Origin of the sequence: Streptococcus gingivalis (genome assembly GCF_035544715.1) — a bacterium.
GTDB lineage: Bacteria > Bacillota > Bacilli > Lactobacillales > Streptococcaceae > Streptococcus > Streptococcus gingivalis.
In genome coordinates, this window is sequence record NZ_JAYKTO010000001.1 from 605213 (window position 1) to 619947 (window position 14735).

The 14735-nt window shown below is 33.6% G+C and carries 16 protein-coding genes and 2 pseudogenes; 5 read left to right on the top strand and 13 right to left on the bottom strand.

Annotated elements, in window-relative coordinates:
• Positions 1–165: 165 nt before the first annotated feature.
• The 13 genes and pseudogenes from SM122_RS02995 to SM122_RS03055 form a co-directional block, all read right to left on the bottom strand.
• Positions 166–1218 carry a DMT family transporter gene (locus SM122_RS02995; protein WP_324737786.1) on the bottom strand — a complete coding sequence of 351 codons (1053 nt, stop codon included), beginning with the start codon at positions 1216–1218 and terminating at the stop codon, positions 166–168.
• 301 nt (positions 1219–1519) lie between these two features.
• Positions 1520–1843, bottom strand: a complete 324-nt coding sequence (locus SM122_RS03000; RefSeq protein WP_003006804.1) for a TfoX/Sxy family protein — start codon at positions 1841–1843, stop codon at positions 1520–1522.
• Positions 1844–1864: 21 nt separating this feature from the next.
• Positions 1865–2005: pseudogene (locus SM122_RS03005) on the bottom strand (VOC family protein); the annotation flags it as partial.
• A gap of 119 nt (positions 2006–2124) precedes the next feature.
• On the bottom strand, positions 2125–2616 hold the full coding sequence (locus SM122_RS03010; protein ID WP_150905910.1) for a phosphoribosylanthranilate isomerase: 492 nt from the start codon (positions 2614–2616) through the stop codon (positions 2125–2127).
• Positions 2617–2704: 88 nt separating this feature from the next.
• The gene (locus SM122_RS03015; RefSeq protein ID WP_150905908.1) at positions 2705–3457 is read right to left on the bottom strand and encodes a CPBP family intramembrane glutamic endopeptidase; all 753 of its coding nucleotides are present in this window, start codon (positions 3455–3457) and stop codon (positions 2705–2707) included.
• Between the two features lie 258 nt (positions 3458–3715).
• Positions 3716–5398, bottom strand: a complete 1683-nt coding sequence (locus SM122_RS03020) for an ABC transporter ATP-binding protein (protein WP_155169059.1) — start codon at positions 5396–5398, stop codon at positions 3716–3718.
• Positions 5399–5400: 2 nt separating this feature from the next.
• Positions 5401–6138 carry an ABC transporter ATP-binding protein gene (locus tag SM122_RS03025; RefSeq protein ID WP_155169057.1) on the bottom strand — a complete coding sequence of 246 codons (738 nt, stop codon included), beginning with the start codon at positions 6136–6138 and terminating at the stop codon, positions 5401–5403.
• Positions 6139–6272: 134 nt separating this feature from the next.
• Positions 6273–7013, bottom strand: coding sequence for a hypothetical protein (locus SM122_RS03030; protein ID WP_155169055.1), 741 nt, complete (start codon positions 7011–7013; stop codon positions 6273–6275).
• 278 nt (positions 7014–7291) lie between these two features.
• Positions 7292–7921: a TetR/AcrR family transcriptional regulator gene (locus SM122_RS03035; protein WP_002890498.1), complete on the bottom strand. Its 630-nt coding sequence runs from the start codon at positions 7919–7921 to the stop codon at positions 7292–7294.
• A gap of 168 nt (positions 7922–8089) precedes the next feature.
• Positions 8090–8698: a Type 1 glutamine amidotransferase-like domain-containing protein gene (locus SM122_RS03040; protein ID WP_155169053.1), complete on the bottom strand. Its 609-nt coding sequence runs from the start codon at positions 8696–8698 to the stop codon at positions 8090–8092.
• 47 nt (positions 8699–8745) lie between these two features.
• On the bottom strand, positions 8746–9174 hold the full coding sequence (gene aac(6'), locus SM122_RS03045; RefSeq protein ID WP_155169051.1) for an aminoglycoside 6'-N-acetyltransferase: 429 nt from the start codon (positions 9172–9174) through the stop codon (positions 8746–8748).
• 685 nt (positions 9175–9859) lie between these two features.
• Positions 9860–11596, bottom strand: coding sequence for a hypothetical protein (locus tag SM122_RS03050; protein WP_046391402.1), 1737 nt, complete (start codon positions 11594–11596; stop codon positions 9860–9862).
• 81 nt (positions 11597–11677) lie between these two features.
• Positions 11678–11914, bottom strand: a complete 237-nt coding sequence (locus SM122_RS03055) for a hypothetical protein (protein ID WP_241679647.1) — start codon at positions 11912–11914, stop codon at positions 11678–11680.
• A gap of 29 nt (positions 11915–11943) precedes the next feature.
• Between SM122_RS03055 and SM122_RS03060 the strand changes: the two are divergent.
• From SM122_RS03060 to SM122_RS03080, 5 genes and pseudogenes are all read left to right on the top strand, one after another.
• Positions 11944–12234, top strand: a pseudogene (locus tag SM122_RS03060) (S24 family peptidase); the annotation flags it as partial.
• A 2-nt stretch (positions 12235–12236) separates the two neighbouring features.
• Positions 12237–12431, top strand: coding sequence for a hypothetical protein (locus tag SM122_RS03065; RefSeq protein WP_224783665.1), 195 nt, complete (start codon positions 12237–12239; stop codon positions 12429–12431).
• A 154-nt stretch (positions 12432–12585) separates the two neighbouring features.
• Complete coding sequence (locus SM122_RS03070; protein ID WP_150866936.1) at positions 12586–14001, top strand: Y-family DNA polymerase; 1416 nt, start codon at positions 12586–12588, stop codon at positions 13999–14001.
• Positions 13998–14366, top strand: a complete 369-nt coding sequence (locus SM122_RS03075) for a hypothetical protein (RefSeq protein WP_150866938.1) — start codon at positions 13998–14000, stop codon at positions 14364–14366. The genes SM122_RS03070 and SM122_RS03075 overlap by 4 nt, the downstream gene beginning before the upstream one ends.
• Entirely contained in the window at positions 14353–14652 is a 300-nt protein-coding gene (locus tag SM122_RS03080) for a DUF5960 family protein (protein ID WP_048716980.1), read from the top strand. Before SM122_RS03075 ends, SM122_RS03080 begins: the two co-directional genes overlap by 14 nt.
• The last annotated feature ends 83 nt before the right edge of the window (positions 14653–14735 follow it).

Sequence of the window (14735 nt, forward strand, 5' to 3'; positions counted from 1 at the left end):
TTTTCTTTGTCCTTTCTCAAAAACGAGGCAAAGATGGTACTCTAACTTTTAATCTGTCCATACAAGTTTTACCGATAGCTCTCAGAAACTCTTCGCATCTACCGAATTTCAGAACAAAGGCAGCTCATTCTGATTTCATATCAGACTCTCGTAATAGTCTGTCTTCTATTTGCTTTTACCTATCTTTTCCTCTGCTAGACACTCTAGTTCCTCGATAGAATGACGATGCCTGTGCTTCTCTTCTGTTAGATAATGCTTGTGGACATGCGAATGCCTTACCGTATGCGTATGGGTACTTCCGCCATGGCTATGCGTGAATGTATGCTGGTGCTCATGGTCATGTTGGCGAATAAACGTATCGACTACCACTAAAGCAGAACCAATGACCATCACGATCAAGGCGATCACATACATCCAGGATAAGGATTCACTTAAAAATACAAAAGCAAGGAGAGCTCCGATCAAGGGATTGACAGCATAATAGGCACTGGTTTTAGCTGCTCCGAGAACATTCTGCGCTCTCACATACATGAAAATGCTGAGTCCGTAAGCCACAAAACCTAAAGCCAAGGCAATGGCGATATAGCCGATTCCTGGAAAGGACTCTCTTTTTATCAGAGCAATGACCAGAGCGCCAAGACCAGAGCATAGGCCTTTTAGCATCACAATTTGATAGGTGCTCTTTGATGATAGTTCTCTAGTGCAGTTATTTTCAAGTCCCCAGCAAACGGTAGCCATGATCACCAGCAAAGAACCATAAGAGAAATGAAAGCTATCTGTTCCTTCAAACGACAGCAGGATACTTGACAGGGTGATTAGTCCAATGGCCAGCCATAATCTTTTGGTTACAGCTTCTTTAAAGAGAATCAGTGCAATGACCGTCGTCGCCACAATTTCAAAATTCCCGAGAAGCGAGGCATTGGCAGAGGAACCATAGCTGATTCCAAGCATCAGAAAAATCGGTGCAGCAATATCGAGAACAATCATTCCGACAATATAGGGAAGTTCTGCTTTTGTCAGGCTCTCAGCTTTCTCCCTGTCCTTCTTATTAAAGAGTGACATCATACCAATACCAATCCCAGCACCGAGATCCAGCAATGCTGCCATTGTAGTCGGGCCCACATACTGCAAAAGAACCTTTGATATCGGTACATTTATGGCATAAAAAACAGCTGCCAGAAAGGCAAACATAATTGCTTTGAGCTTATTTTTCTCCATCAATTTTACTCCTCTATTTCATTATTTCTGGTCATGACCTCTATATCACAGCCCAGATCCAAACCAAAGTATCACTCCATCCAAACAGGAATTCGCCTAGAACTCAAAAGGTTTGGGGAGTTCAAATCTCCAGTGGAGCTTTGAAACCTCTCGCCTTGAAATGTCAAAGCGAGTGGTTTAACTGCGTTTTATTAACAAACTTACACACTCAACATGCGCAGTCATCGAGAACATATTCACATACTTTTTAACGATCGCATAAGGTTATCGTTAAATGGTATAACCTAGATAAACTGAGATTTCATAATTTCTTTTTCTTTGGTTTTGGTGCAGGTAACTCATCATACATTGAATTAAATAAGCCGGTTAAATATTCTTTGTTGTCAACATCATCTACCAATAGCATTTCCTTTGCACCTTCATACGGCAATTCGTATTCTACATTCGGCATATACGCTATTGCAGTTTTGACAGGCTTCACTAAAAATCTATCATCATAAATCCCACCCATGATTTTCCCTCGATAATAAATTATATATTCACCCATCATTGCTCTATATGATATTTCTTCCAACTCAGACAATTGTTCTAAAATGAAATCTAAATATTCTTTACTTGAAGCCATTTTTGCTATCTCCCTTAATTACTAAAATTTCAGCAATCCATTTTCATCAAATTGAAAATTGGGTTCCCAAGAAACTTCCCAATAATATCCATCTAAATCCGAAAAATATGCGTGATATCCACCCCAGAAAAGTCCCTGTGGCTCTTTTACAATTTTTCCACCTGCTTTTCATTACTAATTCTAGTACTCGCCAATATAGTATAAATTAAATGACCAATAAAAATGAAGATAAAAATAACATAGCAGCCAGTCTTACAACTTACTACTTTTCATATGATAATTTACAAATGTCTTTCCAGCCACTCGATCTTTTTAAAATCCTTATTGTTATTGTGATCATTTCGATATGAGTCTTGAGAAGAAGCTTTGTAAATACTTAGATACTGCTCCAGACTTGGAAGACGAAAAGCGATGCCTTCAATGTGAATAAGCTCTATATCCGATTCCGAAACTCCTGCAAAATCAAGTAAGGAATCGATACTTCCAAATTCAACACTCACTCGATCCTTTTGGAATTCATGCTCATGAATATCTATTAAGACGTAGCCTAAGTCTTTCATCACTTTCATTATCTTGTCCCATTCATAAATTCTGAGATGATCAGGTGCTTCCCAACCTCTAGGGTCACCAGGCACATGAATGTCAATGTCAGACGGCCCCCAATTTTCTTTCGTTCTAAACTCAAATCCCAAAGAGCCCATCAGTGTCGGTGTAATTCCGACTCGATTTAAATGGAAACAAATGGTTTTAAATTCTTCAAATAAGAGACTCATATTTACTCTAAACCTTTCATATAGATTTTCGTTATTTCTACTATATAACCTTGAACAAAATCACCTTCATTTTCTAGAGTATAGCCAGTTATTTTGGATACAAATTCTTTTCCTTACTAATTCTATTACTCGCCAATATTGTATAAATTAAATAAGCAATAAAAATGATAATAAAAGTAAGATTAATCTTCAACACAAAATAGAGATTTAACAAATTTGCGAACGCATGAAATAAAATACAATACCCCACAGATTGTGTTTGACGGTAAAGAAGCCCTAAAACAAAACTTAAAAATAACGTATATATAAAAAATAAAATAAAAGGAAATCCTTGATGACTTTCTCCAACAATAAACCATAAAGGCAGATGCCATATCCCCCAAATTAATCCTACAATCAAATTAGATTTCCAATAAGTATATTTTTTATCAAGTAAGGGTTGTAGTATGCCTCTCCATCCTAATTCTTCGTGACCACCACCAAAAAAGATTAATTGAATATAGAATAGTGGCATCAGGTAAATTGATACTCCGTTTAATTCTAAGGAAGATAAAGAAAATAGTATCAAAATTGCTAACAAATGAATAATGAAATAAATACTACTATTTTCTTTCTTACTAAATACAAAATGTTGAAATTTTATATTATTCCTTTTCAAATAAAAGACACTTGCAATAGCTGGTCCAAGTGCACCTACTATATGTAATGATCTCCCTATAATCGTTTCTAATCCCAAAATATGAGATTGCGTAATTATGGCGAGAAGCCCCCATGTTATATAAGTAATTCCAAATGTAATATAAAGATAATTTTTTAAATTCCTTTTATCAATTTCTGTCATTTCATCTCCATATCTTGATTATTTTAAATGTAATATTTTCTGCTTCTTAGTTGCTCTCGATTATAACTACCTATATTCTATCACAAAAATGCAAAAAAAGCCTTACAATCAAGGCTTTTCAGTATCCCTTTCGTTCCAAGGTTTCTAGGCTTTTACCAGCAAAGCTACACACTCGACGTGTGATGCTAGCAAACATCTATACTACAGAACGAAAGTGATAGATTGTTTTATAAAATTATACTATAAAACGAAAGAGAATTACACACTCAACTCAAACAACTTATAAAACTCACCTCTCCTATCCATCAAGTCACAAAAAGAACCATCTTCAACAATGACGCCTGCTTTCATAAAGAGAATCCTATCATATCTTTTCAAAATGTTCTCATTCAACTTGTGGGTGACTACAAGTGCAGTTAAATCTTGAATATCCAAGATTGACTTTTCAATTTCAGTAGTTACTTGATTATCCAAAGACGAGGTTGCCTCGTCCAATAATAAGATTGGTGTTTTTCGAATCAAGGCACGCGCAATACTAAGTCTTTGTTTTTGTCCGCCAGATAGATTTGAGCCATTCTCTCCACATAAAGTCTGTAGACCAGATTCATTTTCTAAAACATAACTTTCTAAACCTGACTGCTGTACAGCTTGCTTTATTTCCTCATCAGTAAAGGATTGATTAAGAGTAATATTGGCTCTTAAAGTATCATCAAAGATATAAACATCTTGTTGAACAATAGTCATTAAGTTATAAAGGCTCTCTGCTGAAATAGCTTGCAAATCTATATTATCAATGGAGATGTGCCCACTTGTTATATCGTAAAAACGCAGTAATAGATTGAGCAAAGTTGATTTCCCACTCCCTGACATTCCTACAATTGCAATTTTTTCCCCTTTTTGAATCTTTAAAGATAAATGATTAAAAATTTTTTCTTCAGCATTAGGGTAAGAAAAGTCTATATTTGAAAAAGAAATAACATCATCGAAATATTCTTTCGTTTCACCAGTCTGAAGTCCAGTTACATCTTTTACCTCAAATGCATTAAGTGTTGCTTGCCCTTCACGAAATTTACTCATTCCCATACCAATTTCATTTAGTGGCATTACTACAAAATTGACCAGTTGAACAATAGCTGTTACACTTCCAATTGTGGTATAGCCATTAAAAACAAGATACATTCCTCCACCAAAGGCTACTAAAAAAACAATCATCCCCGAAAGCTGCGAAATAACATTAGCTAAGACATCAAATTTTCCTTTCATAAAATATATCTCATCCAATTTTTCGCTTTTATTTCTGTAATCTTGACGGATAGCCTCTTTCACATTAAAACTTTTAATAATCAGAAATCCTGCTAAAATATCTTTAACCTTAGCTAAATACTTCTGATCGGCAATCATGGCACTCTTTTGAAGATAAGCTGATTTTTGTCCAATGAATCCAGAAATCATCATTGGAATAATGCTAGCAATGATAACCAATAAGGTCAAATACCAATTACCTATAAACATAGCTAGGAGCGAAAAAATCATTAAGGAAAGGTTTTTTGAAATATTAAAATACTGGTGTAGATAATCTTGCTCAATTTTCTTCATATTTTCGGTTAATACAGAAATAAATTTCCCTGATTTTTCTTTAGAAAAGTCTCTATAATCGCTATCTAAAATAGATTGGAACACCTTGTTTTTGTATCTTGACATGATTTGCCTAACAAGTTTATTTTTCAATCGAAGAGATATAAAGTTGAGTCCTGCATAGATGAAAATAACAGTAGCTCCTATTAGTACCGCTTGAGTTAAGGCTTCTTTATTTTGGGACATGCCACTATCAATAATACCTTTAATAGAATAGGCAAAAACAATATTAGTTAAAGGGACCAGTATATTAAATATCATGAAAGCATAAAAAGCCTTATGATGGTTCTTTATCAATTGTTTCATCCTTAATCTACCTCATAATTCTTAATTTCATTTAGAAAATGTGACATAAAATATTCTTCTAAGTCAATATTCTCTCTCCTAATCTCTTTCATAGAGACCTGTTCTACCATTTCTCCATTTTTGATAAAACCAATCTTATCTGCTATCTGTGAAATTTCCGATAATATATGACTCGATATTAGTATTGTAATTCCATGCTCCTTAGAAAGCGACAACAAAAGATTTCTAATCTCTTGAATTCCTATTGGATCTAAACCATTGATTGGCTCATCTAAAATTAACAATTTAGGTTTTGTTAGAAAAGCACGAGCTAAAGCAAGCCTCTGCCTCATTCCTAACGAAAAATCTTTTACTTTTTTAGACGTATTTTTTAATCCGACCATTCTTAAGGCTCTTATTATATCTGATTCAATAACAGTTTTCCCCATATACTGAGTGTGCATTTCTAAAATTTCTTTTGCAGTGCAATTATCATAAAAAATTGGTGATTCAATAATACTTCCAATCTGGCTTAGGATTTCTTCTCTATTTTCTTGTAGTTTTTTTCCAAAAATTTCAATACTACCTGATGTAATTGTTGATAAGGATAACATACATTTCATTAACGTTGTTTTTCCAGCACCATTCGGTCCTAAAAAACCATAGATTTCTCCTTCAGAAATTTGAAGGTTGATACCACTCAAAATTTCTTCATTATCAATTGTTTTAAAAACTTCTTTTATTTCAACAATATTTCTCATTTCTATCTCTCTTTCTATATCTAGCTTTAAATGCAAGAATTTTTCTCCCGGAGTATAAATACAAACTTATACGGTTTCTTTTTTATAGAAATCATCAAGGAATTGTAACTTTCCTTCAATTAAACTCAGCTAAGCTACTTGATACTAATATCTTGTCTTGAAATATTATAAATTGAAAATGAAGTAATCATTAAACTTATGAAACTTGCAAATATCAAAAAGAATAAGCTATCAGCAATATTATTAGATAAATTTCCTGGACTGACATTCGAAAGTAATGCTGCTAAACCAAGTCCTGTAAGCATTGTTATAGCTGTTGAATGCTTAATCATACCTAAAACAAATGATAGTAACCCTATTAGTACTGTTCCAAACGTAACTCCAGCTAAGTTAATTAATTGATTAGCTACAGGAATATAACTAGATTCAGTTACAACAGCCATGAATCTAATGAATAATTGAATCACTAAATGTGCAGAAAAATGGGCAATAAATGCTATTAGAATGACTGAAAGAATTTTTCCCCATAGTAATTTTATTTTAGAAATAGGGTAAGAAAACAACTGAAAAATTGTTCTTCGTTTAAATTCATCAATGATAATCGTAGATAATAAATAAGATTCAAAAATCAAAAATGCGGCTTTTGTAAATAAAGATGAAAACAATGATGCTACAATTGCCCAACCTTCCCATTTCCCAGTAATTCTAATAAGATTAGAATCCTGTCCAGTGAATTCTCCTAGTTTATTGTCAGTACCTAACCCCATAATAATGATTGCTGTAATACCTAACACTATAAATATAGTACACAACCAGGCTAAAAATAATTTAGATTTAGAAACTTTATTTAATTCAATTTTAATAAGCGACAACATAGATTCTTTCCTCCGAAGTGTAAATAAAGAATAAACTATTCAAACTAATCTCAACAAATATTTAAAAATAAGCTTATTTTTAAAACAATATCACTATACATACTATCGGTATGTATATACTAAAAAACAAACATACCTGCGGTATGTATAATAGATTTTTAATAACACACTTAAAGTATGTTATTTTTTAATTATCAATTATGTAAGATAATTTATTCAATTAATAATACATAAATAGAAATGAGTATTAACAAAAATGTCATGCGACGACTTATTTACTATTTTTTTAAGTGATCAAATAAGTTGAAAATCACCTCCATCATTTCATCAGAAATTAACTGTACCCCTAGACCTTCAAAAGTAAGTTTAATGAAATTCATTTTTCGCTTTAATTCTACTAATGAAAAAACAGAAATTTGAAAACCAATCCAAATATTTAGAGTTAAAACAATTAAATCTGCTAGCTCTTCTGGATATTCTGTTTTAATAGACCCATCTTCAACTCCTTCGTAAACTTTTTCTCTAATTTCGGGTAAAAAATCAGAAAATAGACCTAGATACTGCTCCCCTAACAAACGTGGACTTCTTAGCATGATTGAGGCAGAGTATACGAGCCTTTGGTGTTCAAAATTAGAGAAAGAGTCCATCAAAGAATTTTGTATCTTTTCTAATCCAGTATTTCCTCTCCAATTATAATTTAAAATTTCTTGATTATTTTCGCTAATGATTGTTTGAAGTATATCATATTTAGACTCAAAATGATGATAGATAACACCTTTTGTTAATCCACCTAAGCCATCTATGATATCTTGGATTGACGTATTATCAAATCCTTTTTCTAAAAATAAGTTTTTAGAGACCTCTAGTATTTTTTTTCTAGTTTCATGTGAGTTTCTATTCCTTGCCATTTTAGTCCCTTTCTATCATACCGATGGTATGTAATTCTATTGTAGTGGAAGTAACTAATAATGTCAAGTTCTTTATTGGAAAATGCAAAAAAGCCTTAAAATCAAGGCTTTTCATTAAACAGTTCGTCTACACTTTAGTCATCTAGATCAAGATTTAAATAATGAAAACTAGTCAATTTTCTCTGTGATGTTTCCAAGTTTATCCAATACAAGACATGAATGATCATTTAGTGGAATTATGGGAACATGAACGAGTTCTTCAGCTCTATCCTTATTAGCTTTATCATTCCAGGAATCATAATGGACACTAATTAAAAAGTGACTAAAGAGTCCTAATCCATTTTTTATCTTTATCTGATGATCTGAATGATCATTAGGTGAGACATAGACTTTTTCTCCTAATAATAGGGCTCCTGCAGAAAAACCTATAACTTTCACCCCTTTATTCAGCATATGATCGATATAATTTTTGAACTCCTGATTGACATAAGTAGCTATATATTTTTCCGTATTTCCACCACCAATGATAATTAGATCCACATCTAGATAGCTATCAAAATCAATCTGCTCAGTGTCCAAGAGTAAGTAATCAGTGTTTAGATTAGGAAATTGACTTTGGAAAACTTCCGTGTACTTTTTCATATACGGTTGCCAATTTTCTCGATAAACTGTAAAAATGACAATTCTTTCGATCTTCCTTGATGACACAATTTTATTAACAATCGTATGGTTCTTTATCGGCGGATTTCCACCCATCAAAAAAATTTGTTCGTTCAAACTTTCACACTTTCTAAAGATACATAAATTTTTACCACGTTCTGAAATTATAATTTCTTCTTAAAATGAATAAGTCTATTTGCCTCCTGAAATCCAATATTGAGATGAAATCTTATAGAATCCGTATTCGTTAAAGTACAGTCACTTGCAAATTCCTTACATCCTTTATTTTTCGCCCATTCCTCACATTTTGTACAGAGATTTTTAGCAATATCCTTTAAACGATATTCCTCGTCGACAATAATCCCTTCTAAGAATCCAACAGGGCTATATTTACAACCTTCAACATAATCAAATCTGAGTGAACATAGTGCTAGACCTACAATTGTGTCACCTTCAACTTCAGTAAAGATTGCAGTATTTTTGCCATTCGTATATCTTTTTACTTCATCAATAGCTTCTTTATCGGTCAATTGGGGCCATAATTGTTTCATTAATTTAGCCGTTTTTATAGAATCTTTTGTTATTCCATCCATATTGATGTTCCTCCGCGAATTACAAGTAAATATTACGAATCATGCTGTTACTTTGTTACTCATTGATTGATACCAATACCATCCCCTTCTACTTTTCGACTGTCTCAGATCGGAAGAGCAGTGATACCGCCTCAACATGATGCGTTTGTGGACTCAAAAGGTAAGGGGAGTTCAAAGCTCCAGTGGAGCTTTGAAGCATCTCGCCTTGAAATGTAAAAGCGAGATGTTTAGCTACGTTTCACTAACAAACTTACACATTCGACGTGATGTGTTTGTGGGACTCAAAAGGTTTGGGAAACCTTTTGAGGTTTAGCTACGTTTCACTAACAAGCTTACACACTCGACATGTGGTGATAGGTCTTACCCATATTATGGAACGAAATGACCAAGGTAAAATTTAAATTACACTATGAAACGTAATCATTACTGCTCTTAAATCTATTGTTATTTAGATAAAAAAATATTATAATGTTCCTGTTGAGTATCGATGTTCTCTTTATCTTATTCGAAAGGAGAATAATTCCATGAAGAATTTAAGTGACCAGGACATCCTTAATATCGTCAAGGACATACAGAATACTACTCGTAGTGTTCGTGACATCATATATGCTGTCAAGGATATCATCCAAATGTTTAAACGATAACGCTCAACTCTAGACAAAGTCTATACTGACTTTGTCTTTTTTTAATGAACTAGTTTTTCAATTTTCCGACAATATAGGACAATCCCACTTATTTTATTCATTAAAATCTTATGTTCAGCTTTGTAAATATCCAATAATTTCTCAACCAAATCGACTACTTGTAGTTCAGCAATATCTGCAGCACACAAATTTAAAGATTGCACATTATATAAGTGACTCAATTCCAAATGTTCTCCATTTAACAGTTGATATTTTTGGGAGATATATTTTTTTCTATCAAACACTTTGAGCAAATATGCATTAAGTTGCCACTCCCCATTATGAGAACTTACCATGAACACTAGACCTGGAATTTCAATTGGTAAATCAAACTTTAAAGCTTTATTAAACCAATTCTTGAAATTTATATACACTGAGTCAATGTTAAACTTTTCTTTCACTATTACCTCTTTATCATGTATTCCCAACTCCTTCAGTTGTATACTTGAAAACTCCAACCCGCCTAATATGATAAAGTATAAAAATAGTGTTAACGATCTTATCTCATCGATTTTATTATCCTGTTTATATAGATTATGTTTATGAAAATACCCATTTCGTTGATATCTTGTCCATTGTGAAATTGCATGATTCATACAGCCTCTGACTTTTGCTGATAAAGCTAATTTTGCTTCTTTCGAGGTAATGAATTCATTCAATGACCCTAACGTACTATCAATCATTTCAGCATTGTCTTTAGTATATTGAATCCTTCGGTTTCCGTTTTGTCTGTTTGATCTTATAGAAAATCCCTTATCAATATTAAGTTGAACTATCTTATACATTAATTGTTCTATTGACTTTAGATACCCTGATATTATACCTGTTAATTCTAACTCACCCATCGAATGGCTATAAATATCAAATAACCATTCAGCACTGATGAAACTCTCTGAAAAATCATTTTTGCCAGTCATTGCGAGATACATCTTATTCTCTAAAAACTTCCCTTCAACTTTCAAAAAATCTTCATTTGTAAGGAATCCTGATTTACCATAGTCGAATATTGCTTTATAATCCATAGTTTGTAACATTTCGGACTTTTTTGTTCGAAAAGCTGATAATGTATTTTTACTTGGGATAATTACCGTTTTATAAGTTATTTCACTCATGATTCGTTCATGAAACTCTCTTGCGAAACTGATAAAAGAATTATATTCTGCTTCATCAAAATACTGTAAAAAGAATGATTTTATTGGGAAGACTTTTACTAAACCATTTTGATTTAACTCACTATTCCCATTCACCAAGTTAGCTAAGTCCACAAAATGTATTGCATCACGTAAAATAAATATATGGATTTCATCAACATTATCAGCCTTAGCATGAAGAGATTTTGAAATTTTATCATAATCCGTATTGCTAGCACTTTCATATGAAATATCATAAAGAAAAAATACTTCAACTCGTATGCCATTAGGGCAAAGCAACATGGAGTATGCCTCAGTTCCATCTCCATAATAATGTTCCTCAAAGAAGATTGATTTTCGCTCTAAAATATTTTTGATGATTTTAAAGATATATATTTCAATCCAAGAACGGTACTCTGATTCTTGAGCTTTGAACCTATTAAATTCTACATTTCCAATATCAAATAGATGCTTCGAGGGAAGAAATATTAAATCTTCCTCATCAATAGTTTCATCATAGATAGGGGATTCCCCAATCAAAGATTTTATGTGATAATATAATGCTCCAAAGTGATGCTCGTAAATATCGAAATTCAAATTATTTTCCATGTAATTCACCATCAATTATGATTTATACGGCTATTATACCACTAAAAACGAAAAAAACTGCAACCTTTCGGCCACAGTCACTTACAAATCTACCTCAGTCCCCTCTAAGAATTTTGCACTTATCTGCCCATCTTCTGAGATTGTAATACTGTCCAAAACCTGACACATCTCATACGAATCGAATTCCCATAAAGGCTTGTTTATCATTTCAGCCAACTTCGTACAATAATGCTTTTCTAGTGGACGATTTTCTTCCAGGATCTTATTCCACTTTCCATGCAATAGATCCACGTTCTCACTCAATAGTTCTACAGCCATTACTACGGCTTTCTCTAGCGTTTCTTCATCAATATGGTTATGACTTTGCTACTTGGATCAAAGGAACTTCTATGTCTCCAAAATACCTAGATGGCGAGGTAGCACTTATTCGTGAAACTGGTTTTGACTATGATGGAGCAGTCTATGCCTTAGTATGGAATGAACAGACCTACATCAAAAAGCTCTACAAAGTTGAAGATGGTTTCCGAATGGTGTCAATCAATGAGGTAGGTAACCCAGAACGCTTTATTTCCAAAGATGATAATTTCCGAATTGTTGGCCTAGTTGTAGGCCACTTCATGCCTGTAGAGGGAGTATAGTCATGAAGCTAAAGGATATTTTAGAACTTAGGACGTATGGTTTCAATCCGGACTGTAAAGTTGAAATTTTCAATATGGACAACTTTGAAGAGCGACTAGAAAATGAAGGATTCGATAAAATTCTTATTCCTCAAAATGAAGATGCAAAAATTTATCCTTACGCTTTTTTGATAGAAGATTCTGTTTTATTGCTATGACCGAGGAGGACGACAATACCAATGAACTTTAAAGAAATGATTTACATAAAGAATGAACGTATTATCTTCACTCCTGATAAGTTCGAATACGACATCACTGATTACATTGGAGAACTTATCGAAGAGCTAGAAAAACTCAAACGGAGATAATTCTATGGGCTATATTAACTATTCTATTGAACCTCAAAGTGACATAGCCTTCCTCGATATGAAGTCCTTCTACGCTTCAGTAGAATGTGTGGATAGAGGTTTACATCCACTCTACACATCACTGTGCGTCATGAGCCGTGCAGACAACTCGGCAGGATTGATTCTCGCTTCTTCTCCAATGTTTAAGAAAGTATTCGGTAAAGCGAACGTAGGTCGTTCTTACGACTTACCATTTGATATCAACACTCGAAAATTCAGCTATCAAAATGCATGGAAACAGGGGATTGAGGTAACACCAAAGTATAAATCGTTTATTGAACACTGGGCAAAGCGTACACTCATCGTTACTCCTCGAATGGACAGATATATTGAGAAGAATCTAGAGATTCAGCATATCTTTCAAGATTATGCTGCTCTAGATGACATTCTCCCCTATTCAATTGATGAAGGCTTTATTGACCTTACTAGCTCACTTTCTTACTTTATTTCTGATAAGTTAATGTCAAGGAAAGATAAGTTAGATAATGTTTCGGCTATGATTCAGAGAGATATTTACCGTAAAACAGGTATTATCTCAACTGTTGGAATGAGCAATTCCAATCCTCTTCTAGCTAAACTAGCTCTAGATAATGAAGCCAAGAAAACTGCTACAATGAGAGCTAACTGGTCCTATAAGGATGTGGAAACTAAAGTCTGGGCAATACCAAACCTAACCGATTTTTGGGGGATTGGTAGTAAAACCGAGATTCATTTACAAAAACTTGGTATTCATTCAATCAAAGAACTAGCAAATTTCAATCCTGATATTCTCAAAAAAGAATTCGGTAAAGTCGGTGTTCAGCTATGGTTTCACGCCAATGGAGTTGACGAGAGCAACGTCCATGAACCCTATAAACCAAAATCACGAGGATTGGGTAACTCACAAGTACTTCCTAGAGATTACAGAACCCAAAGAGAAATTGAAATCGTATTAGCTGAAATGGCTGATCAGGTTGCTAACCGTCTTCGCTCGGCACATAAAAAAGCTACTGTCGTCTCAATTCATATTGGCTATTCTAGGACTGAGATGAAAAAATCTATAAATGTTCAGAAAAAAATTGACCCCGCAAATCTTCCAAAAACAATGATTGGTCATGTACTTGAGTTATTCCGAAAGAAATACACCTCTGGTGCAGTGAGACAAATTGGTGTATCTTATAGTGGTTTCGTAGATGAAAGCTATACTCTACTATCACTCTTTGATGATGTAGAACAAATTGAAAAAGAAAATAGACTTCAGACAGCTATTGATGTTGTCAGAGAACAGTTTGGCTTTTTAGCCATACAAAAAGGAACCGTCCTAACTGAAGGTTCCAGAAATATTGAACGCAGTAAACTTATCGGCGGTCATTCCGCTGGTGGATTGGAGGGATTAAAATGATTGACCGTTCATACTTACCATTTCAGTCAGCAAGAGAGTACCAGGATACAAAGATGCAAAAATGGATGGGCTTTTTCCTATCTGAACATGCATCAGCACTCTCTGATGATACAAACAAAGTAACGTACATGTCTGACTTATCACTAGAGAAGAAATTATTACTCCTCAGTCAAGTATACGCCGGGCAGCTACACACACGCATTCAAGTGATTGAAAAAAACAAGCGTGTTTCCTACACTGGAACAATACCAAGTCTGACCAAAGATTTCATTTTGATAAAAACTACAACAGGTCACATCAATTTGAAATTAAAAGACATTATTAGTATTGAACTTGTCGAGGAGGTGCTCTATGAATCAGCTTGAGTTTCAGCGTAATCACCTACAAATGGACTATTATAGCGAGAGCTACCAAGATTTTGAACGTGACTTCTACCGCTACTCTAACATGAATATTCCATTAACCTTCCTGACGGATGATATCCTCAAAACAATGGCGACTTCACATAAGAATTACTTTGTCCTCAATAAGGAAAAGTCCAAAGATAACCGCGATCACTTCTTCATATTTGAAGTAAGAACCTTAGAAGAGAATCCACTAATCTATCATTATACATATAAGAAAACTACAATATATTTAGCAGAAAAATAGGAGCAGTTCAATTGACTGTTCCTATTTTTAATATTCATAAAATCTAAAGTCTTTATACTCTTTAACAATGGAGTCGCCAACCA

What these genes read in the sequence shown, in the direction of transcription:
- SM122_RS03075 (WP_150866938.1), top strand. Translation starts at nt 13,998, where the DNA reads ATGATTGACCGTTCATACTTACCATTTCAGTCAGCAAGAGAGTACCAG.
- SM122_RS03000 (WP_003006804.1), bottom strand. Translation starts at nt 1,843, where the DNA reads ATGGCTTCAAGTAAAGAATATTTAGATTTCATTTTAGAACAATTGTCT.
- SM122_RS03020 (WP_155169059.1), bottom strand. Translation starts at nt 5,398, where the DNA reads ATGAAACAATTGATAAAGAACCATCATAAGGCTTTTTATGCTTTCATG.
- SM122_RS03010 (WP_150905910.1), bottom strand. Translation starts at nt 2,616, where the DNA reads ATGAGTCTCTTATTTGAAGAATTTAAAACCATTTGTTTCCATTTAAAT.
- SM122_RS03025 (WP_155169057.1), bottom strand. Translation starts at nt 6,138, where the DNA reads ATGAGAAATATTGTTGAAATAAAAGAAGTTTTTAAAACAATTGATAAT.
- SM122_RS03015 (WP_150905908.1), bottom strand. Translation starts at nt 3,457, where the DNA reads ATGACAGAAATTGATAAAAGGAATTTAAAAAATTATCTTTATATTACA.
- SM122_RS03080 (WP_048716980.1), top strand. Translation starts at nt 14,353, where the DNA reads ATGAATCAGCTTGAGTTTCAGCGTAATCACCTACAAATGGACTATTAT.
- SM122_RS03070 (WP_150866936.1), top strand. Translation starts at nt 12,586, where the DNA reads ATGGGCTATATTAACTATTCTATTGAACCTCAAAGTGACATAGCCTTC.
- SM122_RS03055 (WP_241679647.1), bottom strand. Translation starts at nt 11,914, where the DNA reads ATGGCTGTAGAACTATTGAGTGAGAACGTGGATCTATTGCATGGAAAG.
- SM122_RS02995 (WP_324737786.1), bottom strand. Translation starts at nt 1,218, where the DNA reads ATGGAGAAAAATAAGCTCAAAGCAATTATGTTTGCCTTTCTGGCAGCT.
- SM122_RS03065 (WP_224783665.1), top strand. Translation starts at nt 12,237, where the DNA reads ATGAAGCTAAAGGATATTTTAGAACTTAGGACGTATGGTTTCAATCCG.
- SM122_RS03035 (WP_002890498.1), bottom strand. Translation starts at nt 7,921, where the DNA reads ATGGCAAGGAATAGAAACTCACATGAAACTAGAAAAAAAATACTAGAG.
- SM122_RS03050 (WP_046391402.1), bottom strand. Translation starts at nt 11,596, where the DNA reads ATGGAAAATAATTTGAATTTCGATATTTACGAGCATCACTTTGGAGCA.
- SM122_RS03030 (WP_155169055.1), bottom strand. Translation starts at nt 7,013, where the DNA reads ATGTTGTCGCTTATTAAAATTGAATTAAATAAAGTTTCTAAATCTAAA.